Source organism: Priestia sp. P5 (genome assembly GCF_029522155.1).
Taxonomy (GTDB): Bacteria; Bacillota; Bacilli; order Bacillales; family Bacillaceae_H; genus Priestia; species Priestia megaterium_E.
Genome location: NZ_JAKWFJ010000001.1, coordinates 429956 through 449430, shown reverse-complemented (window position 1 = coordinate 449430; position 19475 = coordinate 429956). Strand labels below are relative to the sequence as shown.

At 39.0% G+C, this 19475-nt stretch carries 17 protein-coding genes; 3 read left to right on the top strand and 14 right to left on the bottom strand.

What is annotated here, in order from left to right:
* Positions 1-19: 19 nt before the first annotated feature.
* The 5 genes from lpdA to MMB69_RS02300 all read right to left on the bottom strand — a co-directional run bounded on the left by lpdA (position 20) and on the right by MMB69_RS02300 (position 6981).
* On the bottom strand, positions 20-1441 hold the full coding sequence (gene lpdA / locus MMB69_RS02320) for a dihydrolipoyl dehydrogenase (RefSeq protein ID WP_028411580.1): 1422 nt from the start codon (positions 1439-1441) through the stop codon (positions 20-22).
* 28 nt (positions 1442-1469) lie between these two features.
* Entirely contained in the window at positions 1470-2549 is a 1080-nt protein-coding gene (gene buk / locus MMB69_RS02315) for a butyrate kinase (protein WP_481861878.1), read from the bottom strand.
* A gap of 96 nt (positions 2550-2645) precedes the next feature.
* Complete coding sequence (gene bcd / locus MMB69_RS02310; RefSeq protein WP_013059125.1) at positions 2646-3749, bottom strand: branched-chain amino acid dehydrogenase; 1104 nt, start codon at positions 3747-3749, stop codon at positions 2646-2648.
* Between the two features lie 12 nt (positions 3750-3761).
* Positions 3762-4673: a phosphate butyryltransferase gene (yqiS, locus tag MMB69_RS02305; protein ID WP_028410667.1), complete on the bottom strand. Its 912-nt coding sequence runs from the start codon at positions 4671-4673 to the stop codon at positions 3762-3764.
* Positions 4674-4911: 238 nt separating this feature from the next.
* Entirely contained in the window at positions 4912-6981 is a 2070-nt protein-coding gene (locus MMB69_RS02300) for a sigma-54 interaction domain-containing protein (protein WP_221784557.1), read from the bottom strand.
* A 175-nt stretch (positions 6982-7156) separates the two neighbouring features.
* Between MMB69_RS02300 and MMB69_RS02295 the strand changes: the two genes are divergently transcribed.
* Positions 7157-7408: a DUF2627 domain-containing protein gene (locus MMB69_RS02295; protein WP_013059128.1), complete on the top strand. Its 252-nt coding sequence runs from the start codon at positions 7157-7159 to the stop codon at positions 7406-7408.
* A gap of 12 nt (positions 7409-7420) precedes the next feature.
* Here MMB69_RS02295 and MMB69_RS02290 read toward each other — a convergent pair whose 3' ends face one another.
* Positions 7421-8149: a glycerophosphodiester phosphodiesterase gene (locus tag MMB69_RS02290; RefSeq protein ID WP_116514846.1), complete on the bottom strand. Its 729-nt coding sequence runs from the start codon at positions 8147-8149 to the stop codon at positions 7421-7423.
* A gap of 124 nt (positions 8150-8273) precedes the next feature.
* Between MMB69_RS02290 and MMB69_RS02285 the strand changes: the two genes are divergently transcribed.
* On the top strand, positions 8274-8426 hold the full coding sequence (locus tag MMB69_RS02285; RefSeq protein ID WP_064504589.1) for a YycC family protein: 153 nt from the start codon (positions 8274-8276) through the stop codon (positions 8424-8426).
* 313 nt (positions 8427-8739) lie between these two features.
* Positions 8740-10071, top strand: coding sequence for a peptide MFS transporter (locus MMB69_RS02280; RefSeq protein ID WP_221784558.1), 1332 nt, complete (start codon positions 8740-8742; stop codon positions 10069-10071).
* Between the two features lie 391 nt (positions 10072-10462).
* Here the strand turns inward: MMB69_RS02280 and spo0A are convergent, their stop codons facing one another.
* The 8 genes from spo0A to MMB69_RS02240 form a co-directional block, all read right to left on the bottom strand.
* Positions 10463-11251 carry a sporulation transcription factor Spo0A gene (gene spo0A / locus MMB69_RS02275; RefSeq protein ID WP_013084985.1) on the bottom strand — a complete coding sequence of 263 codons (789 nt, stop codon included), beginning with the start codon at positions 11249-11251 and terminating at the stop codon, positions 10463-10465.
* A 227-nt stretch (positions 11252-11478) separates the two neighbouring features.
* Entirely contained in the window at positions 11479-12759 is a 1281-nt protein-coding gene (spoIVB, locus tag MMB69_RS02270; protein WP_028411587.1) for a SpoIVB peptidase, read from the bottom strand.
* 182 nt (positions 12760-12941) lie between these two features.
* Positions 12942-14669, bottom strand: a complete 1728-nt coding sequence (gene recN / locus MMB69_RS02265; RefSeq protein ID WP_221784559.1) for a DNA repair protein RecN — start codon at positions 14667-14669, stop codon at positions 12942-12944.
* Positions 14670-14685: 16 nt separating this feature from the next.
* On the bottom strand, positions 14686-15135 hold the full coding sequence (ahrC, locus tag MMB69_RS02260) for a transcriptional regulator AhrC/ArgR (RefSeq protein ID WP_013059136.1): 450 nt from the start codon (positions 15133-15135) through the stop codon (positions 14686-14688).
* 162 nt (positions 15136-15297) lie between these two features.
* Positions 15298-16125: a TlyA family RNA methyltransferase gene (locus tag MMB69_RS02255; RefSeq protein ID WP_057233494.1), complete on the bottom strand. Its 828-nt coding sequence runs from the start codon at positions 16123-16125 to the stop codon at positions 15298-15300.
* Positions 16122-18023, bottom strand: coding sequence for a 1-deoxy-D-xylulose-5-phosphate synthase (gene dxs, locus MMB69_RS02250; RefSeq protein WP_221784560.1), 1902 nt, complete (start codon positions 18021-18023; stop codon positions 16122-16124). The genes MMB69_RS02255 and dxs overlap by 4 nt, the downstream gene beginning before the upstream one ends.
* 320 nt (positions 18024-18343) lie before the next feature.
* On the bottom strand, positions 18344-19240 hold the full coding sequence (locus tag MMB69_RS02245; RefSeq protein WP_221784561.1) for a polyprenyl synthetase family protein: 897 nt from the start codon (positions 19238-19240) through the stop codon (positions 18344-18346).
* Positions 19240-19473 carry an exodeoxyribonuclease VII small subunit gene (locus MMB69_RS02240; RefSeq protein ID WP_013059140.1) on the bottom strand — a complete coding sequence of 78 codons (234 nt, stop codon included), beginning with the start codon at positions 19471-19473 and terminating at the stop codon, positions 19240-19242. Before MMB69_RS02240 ends, MMB69_RS02245 begins: the two co-directional genes overlap by 1 nt.
* Positions 19474-19475: the final 2 nt, after the last annotated feature.

Genomic DNA, 19475 nt, shown 5'->3' with positions numbered 1-19475 from the left:
TTTAAACCTCCTTTAATCATCAAAAATGAATCGCTTTTCCATCTACAGCTAATGAAGCTTCTCCCATCGCTTCTGAAAGGCTAGGATGAGGATGAATGGTATGAGCAATTTCCCATGGTGTAGCATCCAATACCTTTGCAAGACCCGCTTCAGAAATCATATCCGTCACGTGAGGTCCAATCATATGCACACCAAGAACATCATTTGTGTCGGCATCGGCAATAATTTTAACAAATCCCTCTGCCTCTCCATATACAAGAGCTTTTCCAACGGCCTTAAACGGAAACTTTCCAACCTTCAGCTGAAATCCTTGCTGTTTTGCTTCTTGTTCTGTTAATCCTACACTTGCTGCCTCCGGGCTGCTGTATACGCATTTAGAGATTGTTGTGTAATCAATCTTCAAAGGCTTGTCACCATGTAAATGCTCAACAGCTACAATTCCTTCGTGAGAAGCTACATGTGCAAGCTGCAGTCCGCCAATCACATCTCCAATTGCGTAGATATGAGATTCTTTCGTTTGATAAAAATCATTCGTGGCAATCACACCGTTTTCTACTACAATATCGGTATTCTCGAGACCAATTCCTTCGACATTCGCTTGACGCCCTACAGATACAAGCAGCTTTTCTGCTTCATATTCTTGCATATCGTCTCCTACTTGAGCAGAAATTTTCACCTGACCACCAACAGACAGTGTATCAGCCATTACTTTAGCAGAAGTAATAATGGTAACTCCTTTTGCTTTTAAAAGCTTCGTCATTTCACGGGAGATATCTTGATCTTCTGTTGGTAAAATTCGATCGCTGTATTCAACAACCGTTACATCAACATCAAAATCTGTGAGCATTGACGCCCATTCAATTCCAATGACGCCGCCTCCCACAATAATAATAGAAGCAGGAAGTGTTTCCATCTTTAATGCTTCATCTGAAGTGATTACTTTCTCTCCGTCGATTGTTAAACCAGGTAATGTTCTAGGACGAGACCCTGTTGCGACAATTACATTCTTTGGAATAAGCATTTCGTTTTCTTCACCGCTTTTTAATTCAACGGAGATGGTTCCTGGCATAGGAGAAAAAATAGAAGGTCCTAAAATGCGTCCGATTCCTTCATATACGTCAATTTTACCTTTTTTCATTAGCTGTTTGACACCATTATGTAACTGTGAAACAATTTCTGACTTTCGTTCTTGTACACGTGCATAGTTCAATAGTACATTGGACGTTTCTACGCCAAATTCACTGCTTTTCTTAGCCGTTTGATAGACTTCTGCACTTCTTAGTAAAGCTTTGCTTGGGATACACCCTGCGTGCAGGCATGTGCCGCCTAACTTATTTTTTTCCACAACCGCTACCGATAGACCTAACTGAGAGGCACGAATAGCTGCTACGTACCCTCCGGTTCCACCGCCGAGAATGACCAAATCATATTCTTTTGCCACACTGCTTCACACCTTTCTGCAAACGCTATTAAGCGCCTTTATATTCCTTCACTTCTTCTTCACCTGTAAGCACTCGGAGAGCCCCTTCAGCTAGCGCTTGAAGCTCATTTTCTCCAGGATAAACAATGACATCTGCAATCCACTTTACATGATTGATAATCAGCTCAACAAACGCTTTTGAATAAGCAATGCCTCCCGTTAGAATAATGGCATCTACTTTTCCATGCAATACCGTACTGGCAGCTCCAATTTCCTTCGAAATTTGATAAGCCATTGCTTCGTAGATAAGCTTAGCTTTTTCGTTTCCATTTTTCACTAGCGCTTCGACTTTCTGCACGTCAGATGTGCCCAAATAACCGACAAGCCCGCCTTTTCCTACAAGCATTTTCATAATCTCCTCGCGGTAATACTGACCTGAAAAGCAAAGACGAACTAATTCACCAACCGGTACACTGCCAGCGCGCTCTGGACTAAAAGGACCATCGCCGTGCAGGCCATTGTTCACATCAATTACTTTTCCTCGTTGATGAACTCCAACTGTAATGCCTCCGCCCATATGGGTAACAATAACGTTCATTTGTTCGTATGTGCTATTCATTTCTTTGGCCACTTTTCGAGCCACCGATTTTTGATTCAGCGCGTGAAAGATGCTTTTCCTTTCCATAAAAGGAGTTCCTGAGATACGAGCGATGTCACTTAGCTCATCTACCACCACTGGATCAACAATGTATGCTGGAATATTTAATCCAGATGCAATCTCAAACGCTAAAATCCCGCCTAAATTTGAAGCATGATGGCCGGCATAACCGTCTTTTAAATCTTTGAGCATGGCTTGATTTACCTCGTATGTGCCGCCTTCAATCGGGCGTAAAAGCCCTCCTCTTCCACATACTGCACTTAATTTAGATAAATTAATCCCTTCTTCATCAAGTGCCTCTAAAATCGAGTTTTTACGGAACTCATACTGTGCATATATCGTCTCAAACTGATTCATTTGCTGTGAATCGTAGCGGATTGTTCGATCAAAAATTGGTTTATCGTTGTGAAACACGCCAATTTTTGTGGACGTTGAACCCGGATTTATTATCAGCATTCGATATTCGTGCATATCCAACAAATGTCCTCCTACCTTATCATTCTCATAAACGAAGGCTAGGTCGAAAGGATTTCATTTATTCCTTTTGCCTAGCCTTCAGCTCAAACATTAGCGCGTATGACGTCTACTTAAAATATGCTGTCCATTTTGTAAAAATTGACTGCGTGAACGACGCAGCTTTTCAATTCTTTCTTCAGCTAAGCGATCTGCTGCTAGATAGGTTGGAATGCCATCTCGCTTTGAGATTTCAACTACCTTTTCAATATTATCATAAATACCTTCAACTTTTTTCAGCGCACGCTCACGGTTATATCCAACTAGCTCATCAGCTACGTTAATAACGCCTCCTGCGTTAATAACATAGTCCGGTGCATATACAATGCCTAATTCATGGATTAAATCACCATGACGCGTTTCTTTCAATTGATTATTAGCTGCCCCTGCAATAACTTTTGCTTTTATTTGAGGGATCGTTTCATCGTTAATCGTTGCTCCGAGTGCACAAGGAGCATAGATATCACATTCTACACCATAAATATCATTCGGGTCTACTGCTTGCGCCCCAAATTCTTCTACCGCACGCTGAACAGCTTCTTTATTAATATCCGTTACAATAAGTTTCGCTCCTTCTTCGTGAAGGTGGCGGCATAAATTATATGCTACGTTTCCTACGCCTTGGACAGCTACTACTTTTCCTTCAAGCATATCTGTTCCAAATGCTTCTTTTGCTGCTGCTTTAATTCCTCGGTATACACCGTAGGCTGTGACTGGCGATGGATTGCCTGATGAACCAAAAGCAGGAGATACACCCGTTACATAATCCGTTTCCTCATATACAATATCCATATCCTCTACCGTTGTGCCCACATCTTCTGCTGTAATGTATCGACCATTTAATCCTTGAATAAAGCGACCAAATGCACGGAACATCGCTTCATTTTTGTCTTTGCGAGGATCTCCGATAATAACCGTTTTCCCTCCGCCTAAATTCAAGCCTGCTGCTGCATTTTTATAAGTCATTCCGCGTGATAGACGAAGCGCATCTTCAATTGCAGCCTCTTCTGATTCATATGTCCACATTCTCGTACCGCCTAGAGCTGGTCCAATTGTTGTATCGTGAATCGCAATAATGGCTTTTAAACCTGAATCTTTATCTTGGCAAAATAATAACTGCTCATAATCGTATGTTTCCATATAGTCAAAAATTTTCATTGTTAGTGCCTCCTAAGAATTCTGTTGAGCGACGCTGATAGCAAGCGCCAGTGAGTATAATTTGCTTTCTGATGAATCTGCTCTGGATGTTAAGACGACCGGAGCTTTTGCTCCTGCTAGAATAGCTCCAACTTTTGCTTTAGCAAAATAAATGAGGGATTTATATAAAACGTTCCCTGTTTCAATTGCAGGAACGAGTAATATATCTGCTTGACCAGCAACTTCACTTTGAATGCCTTTTTGCTTGGCTGCTTCTATGTTAATGGCATTGTCGAGTGCTAAAGGTCCATCAATAACGCAGCCTTTAATTTGTCCTCTGCGGTTCATCTGTGTAAGAAGTGCAGCCTCTACTGTTGCAGGCATCAAAGGGTTGACAACTTCAACCGCTGCAATAGGAGCTACCTTTGGCATCTCTATCCCAATCGAGTGGGCAACGTTCACCGCATTTTGAATGATTTGAACTTTCTCTTCCAGAGATGGCGTAATATTCATAGCTGCATCTGTTACAAGAATCGGACGGTCATAGTGAGGAACGTCAAACACAGCTACATGTGATAAAACATTTCCCGTACGCAAACCATGCTCTTTATTTAACACAGCTTTTAAGATAAGCGATGTGGATAAATTCCCTTTCATTACGATATGAGCTTGACCTTGCTGAACTGAACGCACAGCCAATTGAGCCGCTTCTAAAACGGACTCCGTATGTACGACCGTAACAGCCTTATGAGTGAGTAAGGATGGGCGGTACTGCCTGAATAATTCATTAATTGTCGTTTCGTTGCCAAACAAAATAAATTCAGAAACTTCCCTTGACACAGCTTCATACACTGCCTCAATTGTTTCTAAGTCTTCAGCTGCAGCAACAGCAACAGTCAAAGAAGACTGCTTAGCAACCCGAGATAAGATGGTAGCAAGAGTCATGGAATGTTCGACCTCTCCTTTTTCATTCTTTCTTTTGCTCCGTTTTAAAGAGCATACTGCGCGTTTATGCAGTCACCTAAAATACATGCAAGATTTGTGCCACCCTCTGCATATATTACATAATATAGCTGCTTATATCCGTTTCTACGCACAAAAAATTTTTTTTATTGATTCTAACAACAAATAGAAAAAAAGAATACCTCTCTATTTATATGCAATAAATTGCACACCATGCATTTTATTGCATGCTGTTATTTGCAAGATTGTATTTTTCCAACTTATAATATAGAGAACGCAGGGAAATATTGAGCTGTTTTGCTGTCTTTGTTCGGTTATACTCGTTTGCAAGCAGCACTTTTTGAATAAGTTCCGCTTCATAATTTTCCATCATGTGTGCTAAAGTCTTCCCTTCGAACACTACCTCTTCATTCACCTGATTTTTTTCTTTTTTGCCCTTGCCTTCAAGCGAAGGGAGATGAATAGAATCAATCATTGTTTCTGTATAGTGCATATAAATAATGGCTCTGCCTAATATGTTTTCAAGCTCTCTAACGTTTCCTGGCCAGTCGTATGATCTTAATGAGTGTAAAGCCCGCTCTGTTACTCCTTCAACATGCCGGCCGTAATCTTGGTTAATTTTTGTAATTAAGTGTGTAACAAGCGCACCAATATCCTCTTTTCTCTTCCGAAGAGGAGGTATGTGAATCGGAATTTTGTTTAGCCGATAATACAAGTCCTGTCTGATGCTTCCATCAGCCATTCCTTTTTCTAAATTCACATTCGTAGCTGCAATAACGCGAACATTCACCGGAATAGGAGTCGTTCCTCCAACGCGAATAAGCTCTTTTTCTTGAAGCACCCGAAGCAGCTTAGCCTGCATATGAGCTGAAAGCTCCCCGATTTCATCTAAAAAGATGCTACCGTTATTGGCTTCTTCAAAAACGCCTCGTTTTCCGCCTCGTTTCGCCCCGGAAAAAGCTCCTTCTTCATACCCAAAAAGTTCGCTTTCAAGCAAAGACTCAGAAAGCGCAGCACAGTTAATCCGGACAAATTTATTAAACTTTCGGCTGCTCGCATTATGAATCGCATGTGCAAACAACTCTTTACCCGTCCCAGATTCACCTCTAAGCAAAACAGTAGCTGGTGTTTTGGCAGCAAGTCTAGCCTGCTCAATTGCTAACTGAAACTCTTCAGATTGACCAATGATATCAGCAAATGAATATTTCGCTTCAAGCGTTCGAATAATTTGACGCGCTCTTTTGAGTTCATTTGTAAGCTCTTGAATTTCAGACATATCATGAATAACGCCAACGCTGCCTTTTAATTTCCCGTCGACAATAACGGGGGCAACATTGACAACCACGTCTCTTTTACTCGGACCGAGCCTCATTCTTACACCTCGAACAGGACGCCTTGTTTGCAGCACCTTCATGTGCATACTGTCTCCTTCAGAGATATCGGCAGTCGCGGGCTGACCAATAATATCCGTCTTTTTTAAACCCGTAATTCTCGTATAAGCAGGATTAATTAAAATCCCTCTTCCTTCTTCATCGACAACCGAAATAGCTTCTTCAGAAGATTGAATAATAGCTTGAAGCATAGTTTGTACTTCTTTTAAGTTCGTAACTTCTTCTGCCAATCCGACAACGTCCGTAATATCTTTAAAAATCGAAAAGGCCCCAAACAGCTCTCCATTCTCGTCGAGTATTGGTATTCTAGTCGTAATTACCTTGCGTCCGCTATCTAACACAAATTCACTATTTTGATCAATCGTTTTTGTATGAAGAACATCAACAAGTTTACTATTTGGAATGACTTCATGAAGATGCTTACCAATTACATCTCTGTGTGAAAAGTTCGTCAAACGCTCGGCACTTTGATTAAATAGCGTAATATATCCATTCCTATCAATCACGACCATCGCATCATGAGCTGCATTAAAAATAAGATCATATTTATACGATTCTTGTTTTAACCGCTGAATTAACTCTTCTTTTTCCTCCATCAGATTTGCCATAATTTCAGCAACCAATCCCGGCACTACCAGTGCATCAGCGGGTTTGCTTCTTTGCAATTGTTGAAAGACGCCTTGTTTACCTGTTGTTTCAACAATGACATCGAGCTGCTTTGTCATATAAGGCTCCCAATTCATTCCGGTTGAAATATCTTGTTCTTGCGCATGCAAAACAGCCGGCGCGTTAGCTCGTACGTCTACTACACCAATCACTTTCATAAATTCGGTTTCCAACAAGATTTTCAGAATAGCTAATCCGCCTTTTCCTCCTCCAACGATCAACACATTTTGCATATTTTTTCACCTTTTCTACTTAATATGTACATATCCCGTGCAAAATATTGCATATACCTATCATATAAAAAAAGAAACGCTCTTGACAATTTATTTAGTTCTTTTATGATTCAAGTATAACGGTTTTATAATGTAAACGCATTCATTTTAAAAAAGAGAAGCGAAAGGAGCAGTTATGGTTCGAATTATCGCACTGCTAATCTTACTTATTCCTGGTATACTCGCTGGCTATGGCATTAAACTTATGAGAGATATGATTTTTGGCATCCTGCAATCCCCGTTCCCTTCTTTATTTTTGCAATTTTCAGTCGGCCTTCTATTATTTTTAATCGGCCTTGGATTTGTTGCTGGCTTTATTCTGCACAGAGACCGCAAGCGAAACAAAGTTCAAAACCGATTTCAAAAAGATAAAAAAACATCGCATTAATGCGATGTTTTTTTAGGAAAAGCGCCCTCCAAATTGCTTCACCATTTTTTCTGGATAATCGGTAATAACGGATTCACATCCATATTTCCGAAGCTGCTCAGCTACTTTCACATCATTTACTGTGTAAGGTCGCACTGGAATTTGACAATCTTTTGAAGCGGCTACATTTACTTCATTAACGGTACGCTGATTAGGGTGAAGAGCTTTTGCGCCAAGATGCTGCGCATATACCCAAGGCTCATACATCGGATAAGAGTATAAAATAGCTGTTTCAATCGTAGAATCCAGAGAACCAATTCGGGCTAAGCTGTTATGATTAAAAGATGAAATCATCGTTCGATCCTTCATCTTGTATAAATAAATTAAATCCAAGACTTTCATTTCCAAGTATGGATAGTCAAATATATTGTTTTTCAACTCAATATTTACGCTAATTCCTTCACTTGAAGCCCACTCCATTACTTCATTTAACGTGGGGATTTTACATACTCCATACTTTTTTTTGAACTTATAGCTCGCATCTAATTTTTGTAAATCTTGATACGTAAAATCTTTTACATACCCTTTTCCATTCGTCGTTCGATCTACTTTTTCATCATGAATTACAGCAAGTTCTCCATCCTTTGTCATATGCACATCAAGTTCAATTCCGTGTGCTCCAACTCTCGCTGCTTCTTTGAAGGAAATCATCGTATTTTCAGGAAACGTTCCAGCTGCGCCGCGATGACCTATTACAAACATACTTGCTCAACTCCTCTATTATCACTTATTATTAACTTTAGCATTACTTAATAGTGAAAGCACGAATTTACTGTTTATACTTTTTTACTTTCATTACTTTATATGCAAAAGGAGGTCGTTGTGTATGAGACCACTGCAAATTTCACCGGATACAGCCGTAAAATTAGCGGAACAATTAAATATCCCCCTCGAGCAATTAATGCATATGCCTCAGCATATTTTGCTGCAGAAACTTGCCGAATTAAATGCGGGCGAAGATAAAAAAGGATCTGAATAACAGATCCTTTTTTCTTTCGAATTTTCATTTCCAAAAATAGTATTACTTTCTAACTCCATTCCCCATAACATATATTAGAATATTTAATAATATAAATGTATTTTTAAAAATGCTTTTAGATAAGTAATTTAATACTTTTTTATGTATATTTAATTATTTTTTGATTTTTCCATATAATTTCATTGACGAAATTAATGTTTTTCTACTAAAATAAAAATACATTATTTTTATTCCAGTACTTATATTCTGATTTTTTGATCAATTCAAATAAAAGAATTAAATAGTATGAGAAAAATTTTAGGGGGACTTCATTATGCAAGCAGCTGTACAACACGAAAATCAGCAGCCAAATGGGTCTAGGAAAAAACACCCTCCTGGACTGTACTTATTATTCGCTACTGAGGCATGGGAAAGATTTAGTTATTATGGAATGAGAGCCATTCTGGTTCTTTATTTAACTGCTACCGCTGCTCAAGGTGGACTCGGCGTAGATAAAGCAACTGCACTGAGCTTATATGGAACATTCACTAGTGCTGTTTACATTACGCCGATGATTGGCGGATATTTAACAGACCGCTTCCTCGGAAGAAGGCTAGCCATCACTATCGGTGGTGTGATTATGGCACTCGGGAATTTTTCCATCTTTATTCATCAAAGCATAGCCGCTTTGTATATCGGACTTGCTTTATTAATTATCGGAAACGGATTTTTCAAACCAAATATCTCCACATTGGTCGGAGATCTTTATGAAGAAAATGATCCTCGCCGTGACGGTGCTTTTACCATTTTTTATATGGGTATTAACTTTGGTGCATTTTTCGCACCGTTAGTTGTTGGATTAATGAGTTACAAATACGGATTCTTAACAGCAGCTATCGGAATGGTTGTTGGACAAATTTTATTTAACCTACTGGCTAATCGCTACTTAGGCGATATCGGGAAAGAGCCTACAGGAAAAGTTCACGCAGCGGCATCTCAAACATCAACTGCTCCGCTGTCAGCACGAGAAAAGAAAAGAACGGTTGCTATCGTTATTCTAGCCTTCGTTGTTATTGCTTTTTGGACAGCTTTTGAACAGGCCGGAAGTTCTTTAACGCTATATGCTCAAGATCAAATTAATCGTCAAATAGGTAGTTTCACGGTTCCAACAGAGTGGTTCCAATCATTGAATCCGCTGTTTATCATGATTTTAGCACCAATTATGTCACTAGTTTGGTACAAGCTAGGAAATTCAAAGCGCGGTGATTTCAAAACGCCAACAAAAATGGGTATGGGACTTGTAACAGTTGGATTAGGATTCTTAATTTTAATTCCAGCCGTTATGTATACTGGTAATGACCCAGCTTTAAAAGTAAATATCCTGTTCATGATTTTCACTTACTTCCTGCACACGCTAGCTGAGCTTATGATTTCGCCAGTAGGGCTGTCTATGGTAAGTAGACTAGCTCCATTAAAGCTTGCTTCTCTTTTAATGGGCGTATGGATGGCAAGCTCTGCTGTCGCTAATAAGCTAGCAGGTGTTCTTGCATCTTATACACAGTCTTTAGGTTATTTCGATATCTTCAGCTTAATCGGAGCTGTAACAATTGTACTTGGAATTATTGTTCTGTTCCTTTCAAAACCGATTGCTAAATTAATGGATTAAAAAAAGCAGCCTTCAGAAAAGGCTGCTTTTCTTATAATTTACTCATCCATATCACATTTAAAATATGGAGACAAATTTTTTAATGCATCTTCTAAATCCTCTTTCAAGTACAAAACCCTCATAACAATTAAATAAATTATTTCAATAAAATACACCACTATGGATATGAAGAAAAACAAGATGCACGTTCCATTACCCTCAATATTTTCACCTCTTAAAACAAAATAAAAAGACCAATGAATGATTAAAATTCATCGGCCCTGCAGTAAAAAGTTTATTGGTTTTCAGTTTACTATCTAGTGTAATTTCCAAAAGTTTATCGGCATGTACTCTGTATTACAAAAGGTATCAGCTCACTCAAAACCCCGTAATTCCAGCAGTCCTATCCCTTTCAACTCGCTTTATGTTCAAGGCGTAATTTATCCGCAACCATGGCGATAAATTCACTGTTTGTCGGCTTCGCTTTTGACATGCTGACAGTATATCCGAATAATGAAGAAATGGAATCAATATTTCCTCGGCTCCATGCTACTTCAATGGCATGACGAATGGCGCGCTCAACGCGGCTTGCCGTTGTATTATATTTTTTTGCAATATCAGGATACAGTACTTTTGTAATCGAACCAAGCAGCTCAATATCCTTATATACCATTGAAATGGCTTCTCTCAAATATAAATAGCCTTTGATGTGAGCAGGTACACCAATTTCGTGAATGATGCTCGTAATGCTTGCATCTAAATTTGCTGGTTTGCTGTCGCGATGTGAACGCATGGAAGAAGATGAACGTTGCATAAATGAAGATGTTTGTCCGCTAACTTGACGAATATGATTCACTAAGTTTTCCATATCAAACGGCTTTAGAATAAAATAAGCAGCTCCTAAATCGACCGCTTTTTTCGTTACGTCTTCTTGACCAAATGCCGTTAGCATAATGACATTTGGATAATTTTCTTTTTTCATTTCTTTTAACTGACCTAAAACTGCTAATCCATCTAGATGCGGCATAATAATGTCTAATACAAGAACATCCGGATCTTTATCTTTTAAAATGGATAAACACTCTTGTCCATTGTAAGCTACTCCGATTACTTCCATGTCTTCTTGCTCTGAAATATAATCTTCAAGCAAACCAATTAGTTCCCGATTATCATCAACCAAGCATACTTTAATTTTTTTCAATGCAGCTTCCTCCTCAGTCCTTTATGTTATACGTCGTTTCCTACGTGTCTCTATTCTTTATTCTAAAGGACAAATTCGACAATGCAACATTATTTCCTTTATTTTTTTAGAAAAAAGTCTTTTAAATGGAATTTATTCGATTTTCTCTTATTTTCTTTGTTTTTCGACGTTTTTCTCGTACATTTACGACAATAATTTTTATCAAAAAAAGCGAACTAATGACAACATTAGCTCGCTTTTTTTCGATTATTTTTATAAATATCAATTCCTGCTTCGTTAAGCATCCATTCAATATGGACACCATAACCCGAGGTAGGATCATTTACAAAAACATGGGTAACCGCTCCAACGACTTTACCGTTTTGAATAATTGGGCTCCCGCTCATTCCTTGAACAATTCCACCTGTTTTCTTTAACAATTTAGGATCTGTAATTTTAATAACCATTCCTTTAGTAGCCGGAAACTTTTGAGGTATAGTACTCATAATTTCAATATCAAATTCTTCCACTTGATCATCATCTACTACCGTTAGAATTTTAGCCGGTCCTTCTTTTACTTGATGAGATAGGGCAATTGGCATTGCTTTATCCATTATTCCGTTTTCCATCGTTGAAGACAATTTTCCAAAAATACCAAAAGGACTATTTCGTGTAATATTTCCAATGATTTGTCTATCTTCAGAAAACCTTGCTAGCTTTTCACCGGGAACGCCGTTAGAACCTTTCTCAATTGATGTAACGGTCGAACGGACAATTTGTCCATCTTCTACTACGATTGGCTTTTTCGTATCCATATCCGAAATAACGTGGCCTAAAGCGCCGTATTTTTTAGATTTTGGATCATAAAAAGTCATTGTGCCAATTCCTGCAGCTGAATCACGGATGTATAAACCAATTCTGTACGCATAATCTTGCTTATCTTTTAACGGATACAACTTAGTATCAAACTGCTTTTTTTCTCTTAAAATATGCAGATTTAATGGTTCACCCGTTTTTCCTGCCTGCTGAATAAACGGTGTAATATCACTCATTTTTTCAATGGTTTTACCATTAATCTTCGTAATCATATCTCCAACTTGAATACCCGCAATTTCGCCAGGAGATTTTTTACCTTTTGCTGTATCTACCTGATGATAGCCTACAACAAGAACACCTTTTGAATTTAATTTCACACCGATTGATTGTCCACCTGGAATGACTTTAAAATCAGATAATACCTGCACGTCTACACGCTTTACAGGAATACCGGCCAAATGAAGCATCAACTCTTCTTTGCCTACCTGTTTGCCTGCTACGGTCAGCTTCGCCTTGTTACTTGTTACATCGTAAACAGGTGACGAAGCTTCTACGCTAAGCGGTAATGTCGTATTAATTTTTTCTTTTTGCTGTTCAAATAAGACGATTTGTTTTGGAATGTGTATATATTGTTGCACAACTGGAATAAATCCTACAAAAATGAACGAAACAAGGAGAATCGCACCAATTATATGTCTGTATCGATTTTGCATGTTTTCACTCTCCTCGCTTCCTCGCCTAAATGGCTACACATTTAATTTAGCCTTCTTAGAGCGCATTTATAACAGAAGTTCAGAGAAAAATGAAAAGAAGTGCAAGGAAACATTTTCAGTTTCTCCATTTTGTATAAAAAAACACCTTTAACACATACTGTTACGTGTTAAAAGGTGTTTTATTAAATGGTGTGCTTCATCTTATCCGCTAAATCTAAAAGCTCTTTGGCATGTTCCTTTGTTAAGCTTGTAATTTCAGCTCCTGCAATCATTCGACCAATTTCTTTTACTTTTTCATCAAGAGTTAATGGAAGAACAGACGTCGTTGTACGATCACCTTTTACCTCTTTAGCAATAAAGAGATGAGTATCTGCCATCGCTGCTACCTGCGGCAGATGAGATATACAGAGAACTTGTGAATCAACGGAAATAGCATGTATTTTTTCACCAATCGATTGAGCTACTCTTCCACTTACACCTGTATCAACTTCATCAAAGATAATGGACGTCACACCTTGATGCTTAGAGAAGATGCTCTTTAACGCCAGCATAATTCTTGACAGTTCTCCTCCTGATGCTACTTTTGCAAGAGGTTTTAACGGTTCACCAGGATTGGTAGAAATATAAAACTCTACGTTGTCAATGCCGTCTTTGGTGAATTTTATTCTTTCTCCATTTACTTCAACGTCATTTTTACCTGCATTTACAACAGAGAATTTAATTTGAAATACGGTCTTAGCCATATACAGTTCTTGAAGCTCATGATGGATGCTGTCCGTTAACTCTTGAGCAAGTTTTTTTCGAATAGCTGAAACGTTATTAGCTTCTACTAATAAATCCTGCGCTACGCTGTTTAACTGTTCTTTAATTTTGCTCACATGCGTATCTCGATTTTCAATACGATCAATTTCATCTTCAATTTGTGCAGCATATTCTAGAATTTCGTCTACACTTTGACCGTATTTACGCTTTAAGTGATTAATTTCATTCAAGCGCGCTTCAATAAAGTCTAAGCGTTTGGGATCAAATTCTAATAAATCAAGCTGCTGACGAATTTTATAAGATGCGTCTTCTAGCTGATAGAAGCTCGATGAAATGATCTCAGAAATTTCGGCATAGTTTTTTTCCAGTGATGAAATATCCTCCGTATGATTCATGGCTACGCCTACCCAATCTAAACCTTGATGTTCACCATGCAGCGCATTGTATGCATCGTTTAATGACGTATAGATCTTTTCAAAGTTAGAAATCTTCAAACGCTCTTCATTTAGTTCCTCGTCTTCGTTCAGCTGCAAATTTGCCGCTTTGATTTCATCTAATTGAAATTGAATAAGATCGAGGCGATGTGCCATCTGCTGTTCATTTTCAGTTAATTGATCGAGCTGCTTTTTTAGCGATGTATACCTAGAAAATACCTCTCGATACTCCGTCAAAGCCTCTTCTACTTTTTCTCCTCCATATTGATCAAGAAGAGTTAAGTGACGATCTTGATTCATTAAATCTTGGTGCTCGTGCTGTCCATGTATATCAATTAACGTCTGTCCAACTTCACGTAGGATAGCTAACGTTACGAGCTTACCGTTGATGCGGCAAATACTTTTCCCATTTGTAGTGATATCTCGGCGAAGCACAATCATTCCATCTTCCACTTCCAAACCGACTTGTTTAGCTTTTTCATGACTTGGATGCTGTTCTTCATCAAATAAGAAAAGTCCTTCAATTTCGGCTCTGTCTGTTCCGTGGCGGACAAACTCCGAAGAGCCTCTCCCACCTACTAACAATGAAATGGCATCAATAATAATCGATTTCCCCGCTCCTGTTTCGCCTGTTAATACCGTTAAGCCTTTTTCAAATGAAACAGAAAGTTCATCAATAATCGCAAAGTTTTTAATGGATAATTCAGCTAACAACCTGCTTCACTCACCTTTATAACATTTCTAAGAATCGGTCTGATATAATTTGCGTATCTTCAGGAGTACGGCAAATAATCAAACATGTATCGTCTCCACAAATTGTTCCTAATATTTCATCCCAGTCCAAATGATCAATTAATGCGCCAATCGCATTTGCGTTTCCCGGTAATGTTTTCATCACCAACATATGCCCAGCTGAATCAATTTTTACAAATGCGTCCATAAGAGAGCGCTTTAACTTTTGTAAGGGATTAAAACGCTGATCTGCAGGCAAGCTGTATTTGTATCGACCGTCCATCAAAGGCACTTTGACTAAGTGCAATTCTTTAATATCACGAGAGATTGTTGCCTGTGTTACATTAAAACCTTGGTTTTTTAAAATATCTACCAATTCATCCTGTGTTTCAATATCATTATTCGTGATAATATCACGAATTTTAATATGTCTTTGCCCTTTATTCATGTTGGCACCTCACATTAATATGTAATCTTCTTTTTGTGTTGTTGTGTATAAGTCTTTCACTATTTAAGTATCATAATGTGTTCAACTTGATTATGCACCTTTTTATATAAAGAGTCATAATCAAATCGCCAATGCTAAGTCTTCGCTTAACATTGGCCATTATTACTTTTTCTCTTTTAACGTTTTATGCGCTTCTTCGACTACTTCACGCACAGTAAGCGGAGCTTGATTTTCGCCGAGTTCACGCTCGCCTTTCCAGCGCAGGTGGAGAAGAAATTCGATATTTCCATCTCCTCCTGTTATCGGTGAATACGACATGTTATATACATCGTATCCTTGACGAAGCGAGAAATCCACCATGCCTTGAAGGACTTCTTCATGCACTTTTGAATCACGCACGATTCCTTTTTTCCCAACTTGCTCTCTTCCAGCCTCAAACTGTGGCTTAACGAGCGCAACAACATCGCTGTGTGGAACAAGAAGTGTTTTTAACACAGGAAGAATGAGTCTTAAGGAAATAAATGAGACATCAATAGAAGCGAATTCAGGCAAGCCTCTTGATAAATCAGCTGGCGTCACGTAACGGAAATTTGTTCGTTCCATTACTTCTACTCGCTCATCTTGACGAAGCTTCCAAGCTAGCTGATTATAGCCTACGTCTAGCGCATAGGACATCTTCGCTCCATTTTGAAGCGCACAATCAGTAAAGCCTCCAGTAGAAGAACCAATATCAATCATGATTTTATCCGCTACATGGACATTAAATTCTTTAATCGCTTTTTCAAGCTTAAAGCCGCCTCTGCTGACGTAAGGCATTACTGCACCTTTAATTGTCAGCGGCGTATCGCGTTCAATTTTCTCTCCCGGCTTATCTAAACGGACTTCATTCGCATAGACAAGTCCTGCCATCACTGTACGCTTTGCTTTTTCTCTTGTTTCAATCAAACCTCGTTCTACTAATAATACATCTACTCGTTCTTTTTTTGTCACTTAACTTCAAGCCTCTTTTGTGTTGGTGTTACGAGTTTTTTAACTCGATTTATAATCTCTTCTTTGGTTAAGCCAATTTCTTCTAAAAGTTTTGTTACGCTGCCGTGCTCGATAAAGCGATCTGGAATTCCCATACGTTCAACGCGCGTATCATAATAGCCGTGCTCTGATGCAAACTCTAACACCGCGCTTCCAAAACCGCCTTGAAGTACCGCTTCTTCTACCGCAATCACAGGCTTACTAGTTTGGAAAATCTCATGAAGCATTTTTTCATCCAGCGGTTTAATAAAACGAGCATTTACCACTTTGACGCTGATTCCTTGCTTCTCAAGTTCTGCTGCTGCATCCATCGCCATTGAAATCGTTGTACCAAACGTTAAAATGGTTGTATCTGAACCTTCTTTTAATACGTCCCATGTACCGATCGGAATGTTTTTCAGTTCTGAATCTAGTTCAACACCTAATCCGTTTCCTCTAGCATAGCGCATAGCAATCGGACCTTCTTCATAAGTCAAAGCAGTGTGAACCATGTGCTGGCCTTCATTCTCGTCTTTTGGCATCATAATAACAAGGTTAGGCAAATGACGTAAGAATGCAATATCAAACACGCCTTGATGCGTTTCACCATCAGCACCTACTAGCCCAGCGCGATCAATCCCAATAAATACATTTAGCTTCTGACGGCAAATATCATGAACCACCTGATCGTATGCACGCTGTAAAAACGTAGAATAAATAGCTAAAAAGGGCTTCATATTTTGAGTTGCAAGACCCGCTGCCATTGTTGTTGCATGCTGCTCTGCAATCCCAACATCAAACATGCGATGTGGAAACTCTTTTTGAAACGCTTCGAGTTTTGAACCCACAGGCATTGCTGGCGTTACGGCTACAATGCGATCATCTTCTCTAGCCATCTTCAATACCGTATCACTTACTAATTTACTCCAAGCAATCGGAACATTTTTGTCTTTAATAAAGTCACCAGACTCAATTTTGTAAGGGCCTGTACCATGCCATGCTCCGCTTTTATCGCTTTCCGCCGGCAAGTACCCTTTCCCTTTTTTCGTAATAACGTGAATCAGTACCGGTCCTTTTGTTTTCTTTGCATATTGTAACGTTTCCAATAAATCATCATAGCTATGGCCGTCAACCGGGCCTAAATACGTAAAGCCAAGATCTTCAAAAAACATGCCTGACACGACCATGTACTTTAGGCCATCTTTTACACGTTCTGCCGTTGCCGCAAGCTTCCCGCCTACTGCAGGCACTTTTTTCAGCAAGACTTCAAGCTCATCTTTTACCCAGTTGTATTTGCCCGCCGTGCGCAAACGTCCTAGAATACTGTGTACAGCCCCCACGTTAGGAGCGATAGACATTTCATTGTCATTTAAAATAACGGTCATATCTGTTTGCTCGTGACCGATGTGGTTAAGCGCTTCAAGAGCCATACCACCTGTTAAAGCTCCGTCACCAATGATAGGAACAATATGAGCTTTTGTTTTTTGCAAATCTCTTGCAGCAGCCATTCCCATTGCGGCTGAAAGAGATGTAGAACTATGTCCCGTTTCCCATACGTCATGCTCACTTTCGTCACGCTTTGGAAAACCGCATAATCCTTTATATTGACGGATTGTATCAAACTCTCCCGCTCGTCCTGTTAAAATTTTATGGACATACGACTGATGCCCGACGTCCCATAAAAATTTATCTTTTGGGCTGTCGAACACTTTATGGAGTGCAAGCGTTAACTCAACAACCCCCAGATTCGGCCCTATATGACCACCAGTTGCAGAAAGCTTTGTAATTAAAAAACGACGAATCTCTTCACTTAGTTCTTCTAATTGTGTTACTGACATTTTCTTTAAAAACTCAGGATTTTTTATCGTTGTAAGATCCAAGGTGGATCACTCACTTTCGTACTTGTTATAAAGTTACCTTAATACATTGTCTATTGTTTTATACGTATAGTCAATTTTTAGTATTTCCTTATTACTTACAATACCTTTGATATTCTATCAGTAAACCAGTGATATTCAAAGGAAAACAGTGAAAAAATAGCCGCTAACACAAATGTGATAACGGCCACCAAGATATTGTATATGTCTTTCAAACCTATGCACTACGCTTTTATACAGTAGTAAAATCATTATAGCATAGCCCCTATTGGGACTCAATCTTATTTTACTGTATCACTCAAAAAACCTGACAGAAATCGTCATTAACTATCACGTTTTGCTATATATAAACAAATTTCTTCTAGTAATCCGTGCTTAATTTGAGCTTGACGTAACGAGAGAAGTGCTTGTTCAACATGATACTGTAACTTTTCTTTGGCCGCTTCCATACCTAACAAAGAAGGATATGTCGTTTTTTCATTTTCTGTATCACTGCCAATTGGCTTTCCTAATTTTTCTTCAGACCCTTCGACATCCAAGATATCATCTTGAATTTGAAACGCTAACCCTACGTGCTTACTGAATTCTTCTAATAATTCTTGCTGTAGAGGCGTAGCTTTTGCAAGAATAGCTCCTGCTTTTACACAAAACCCTAGCAGCTTCCCCGTTTTATGAAGGTGAATATATTCAAGCTCGTCTAGCGTGAGCTGCTTTTTTTCGCCTTCCATATCCGCAACCTGTCCGCTGATCATACCTTCTGTTCCGCTTGCTTTTACCAGTTCTGTAATGAGCTGAAGCTTCATATGTGACGTAATTTCAGGATGGGCTGCTTCAGAAATGAGCTGAAAGCTATTTGTTAAAAGAGCATCTCCAGCTAATATAGCCGTTGCTTCGCCGTACACCTTGTGATTCGTCGGTTTTCCTCTTCTTAAGTCGTCATCATCCATACTGGGTAAATCATCGTGAATGAGAGAATATGTATGAATCATTTCCACTGCACATGCTGTTTCTAATCCCATGCTCTCGTCTTTTCCAAACGCATGTAGCGTGGCGAATAACATCACTGGGCGAAGTCGCTTTCCTCCTGCCGTAAGAGAGTAAAGCATGGATTCCTTTAAGTTAACCGGAGCATGTAATGCGTTTACCACTTCAGGCAAGCGTGTTTCTACTCGATCTTTTGTAAAAGAAATATACTCTTTTAAATTCATTTCATTCACCATCACTCTTCCTCCTGTACCGAGAATGGCTCAAGCGTTCCGTCTTCACGTAAAATAGTTTCCATTTGCTTTTCAATATGCTGAAGACGATCGTGACAGAATTTTGAAAGAGTCATTCCTTCTTGGAATTGTTGAATTGCTTCTTCTAAAGGCACGTCGCCTTCTTCTAGCTTGTTTACGATGGTTTCTAACTGTTCCATCGCCTCTTCAAACGTATACTCTTTATTTGTCGCCATTT

Coding starts and splice junctions, on each gene's coding strand:
- buk (WP_481861878.1), bottom strand. CDS start 2,549: ATGCACGAATATCGAATGCTGATAATAAATCCGGGTTCAACGTCCACA.
- bcd (WP_013059125.1), bottom strand. CDS start 3,749: ATGAAAATTTTTGACTATATGGAAACATACGATTATGAGCAGTTATTA.
- yqiS (WP_028410667.1), bottom strand. CDS start 4,673: ATGACTCTTGCTACCATCTTATCTCGGGTTGCTAAGCAGTCTTCTTTG.
- MMB69_RS02300 (WP_221784557.1), bottom strand. CDS start 6,981: ATGCAAAATGTGTTGATCGTTGGAGGAGGAAAAGGCGGATTAGCTATT.
- MMB69_RS02295 (WP_013059128.1), top strand. CDS start 7,157: ATGGTTCGAATTATCGCACTGCTAATCTTACTTATTCCTGGTATACTC.
- MMB69_RS02290 (WP_116514846.1), bottom strand. CDS start 8,149: ATGTTTGTAATAGGTCATCGCGGCGCAGCTGGAACGTTTCCTGAAAAT.
- MMB69_RS02285 (WP_064504589.1), top strand. CDS start 8,274: ATGAGACCACTGCAAATTTCACCGGATACAGCCGTAAAATTAGCGGAA.
- MMB69_RS02280 (WP_221784558.1), top strand. CDS start 8,740: ATGCAAGCAGCTGTACAACACGAAAATCAGCAGCCAAATGGGTCTAGG.
- spoIVB (WP_028411587.1), bottom strand. CDS start 12,759: ATGCAAAATCGATACAGACATATAATTGGTGCGATTCTCCTTGTTTCG.
- ahrC (WP_013059136.1), bottom strand. CDS start 15,135: ATGAATAAAGGGCAAAGACATATTAAAATTCGTGATATTATCACGAAT.
- MMB69_RS02245 (WP_221784561.1), bottom strand. CDS start 19,240: ATGGTGAATGAAATGAATTTAAAAGAGTATATTTCTTTTACAAAAGAT.
- MMB69_RS02240 (WP_013059140.1), bottom strand. CDS start 19,473: ATGGCGACAAATAAAGAGTATACGTTTGAAGAGGCGATGGAACAGTTA.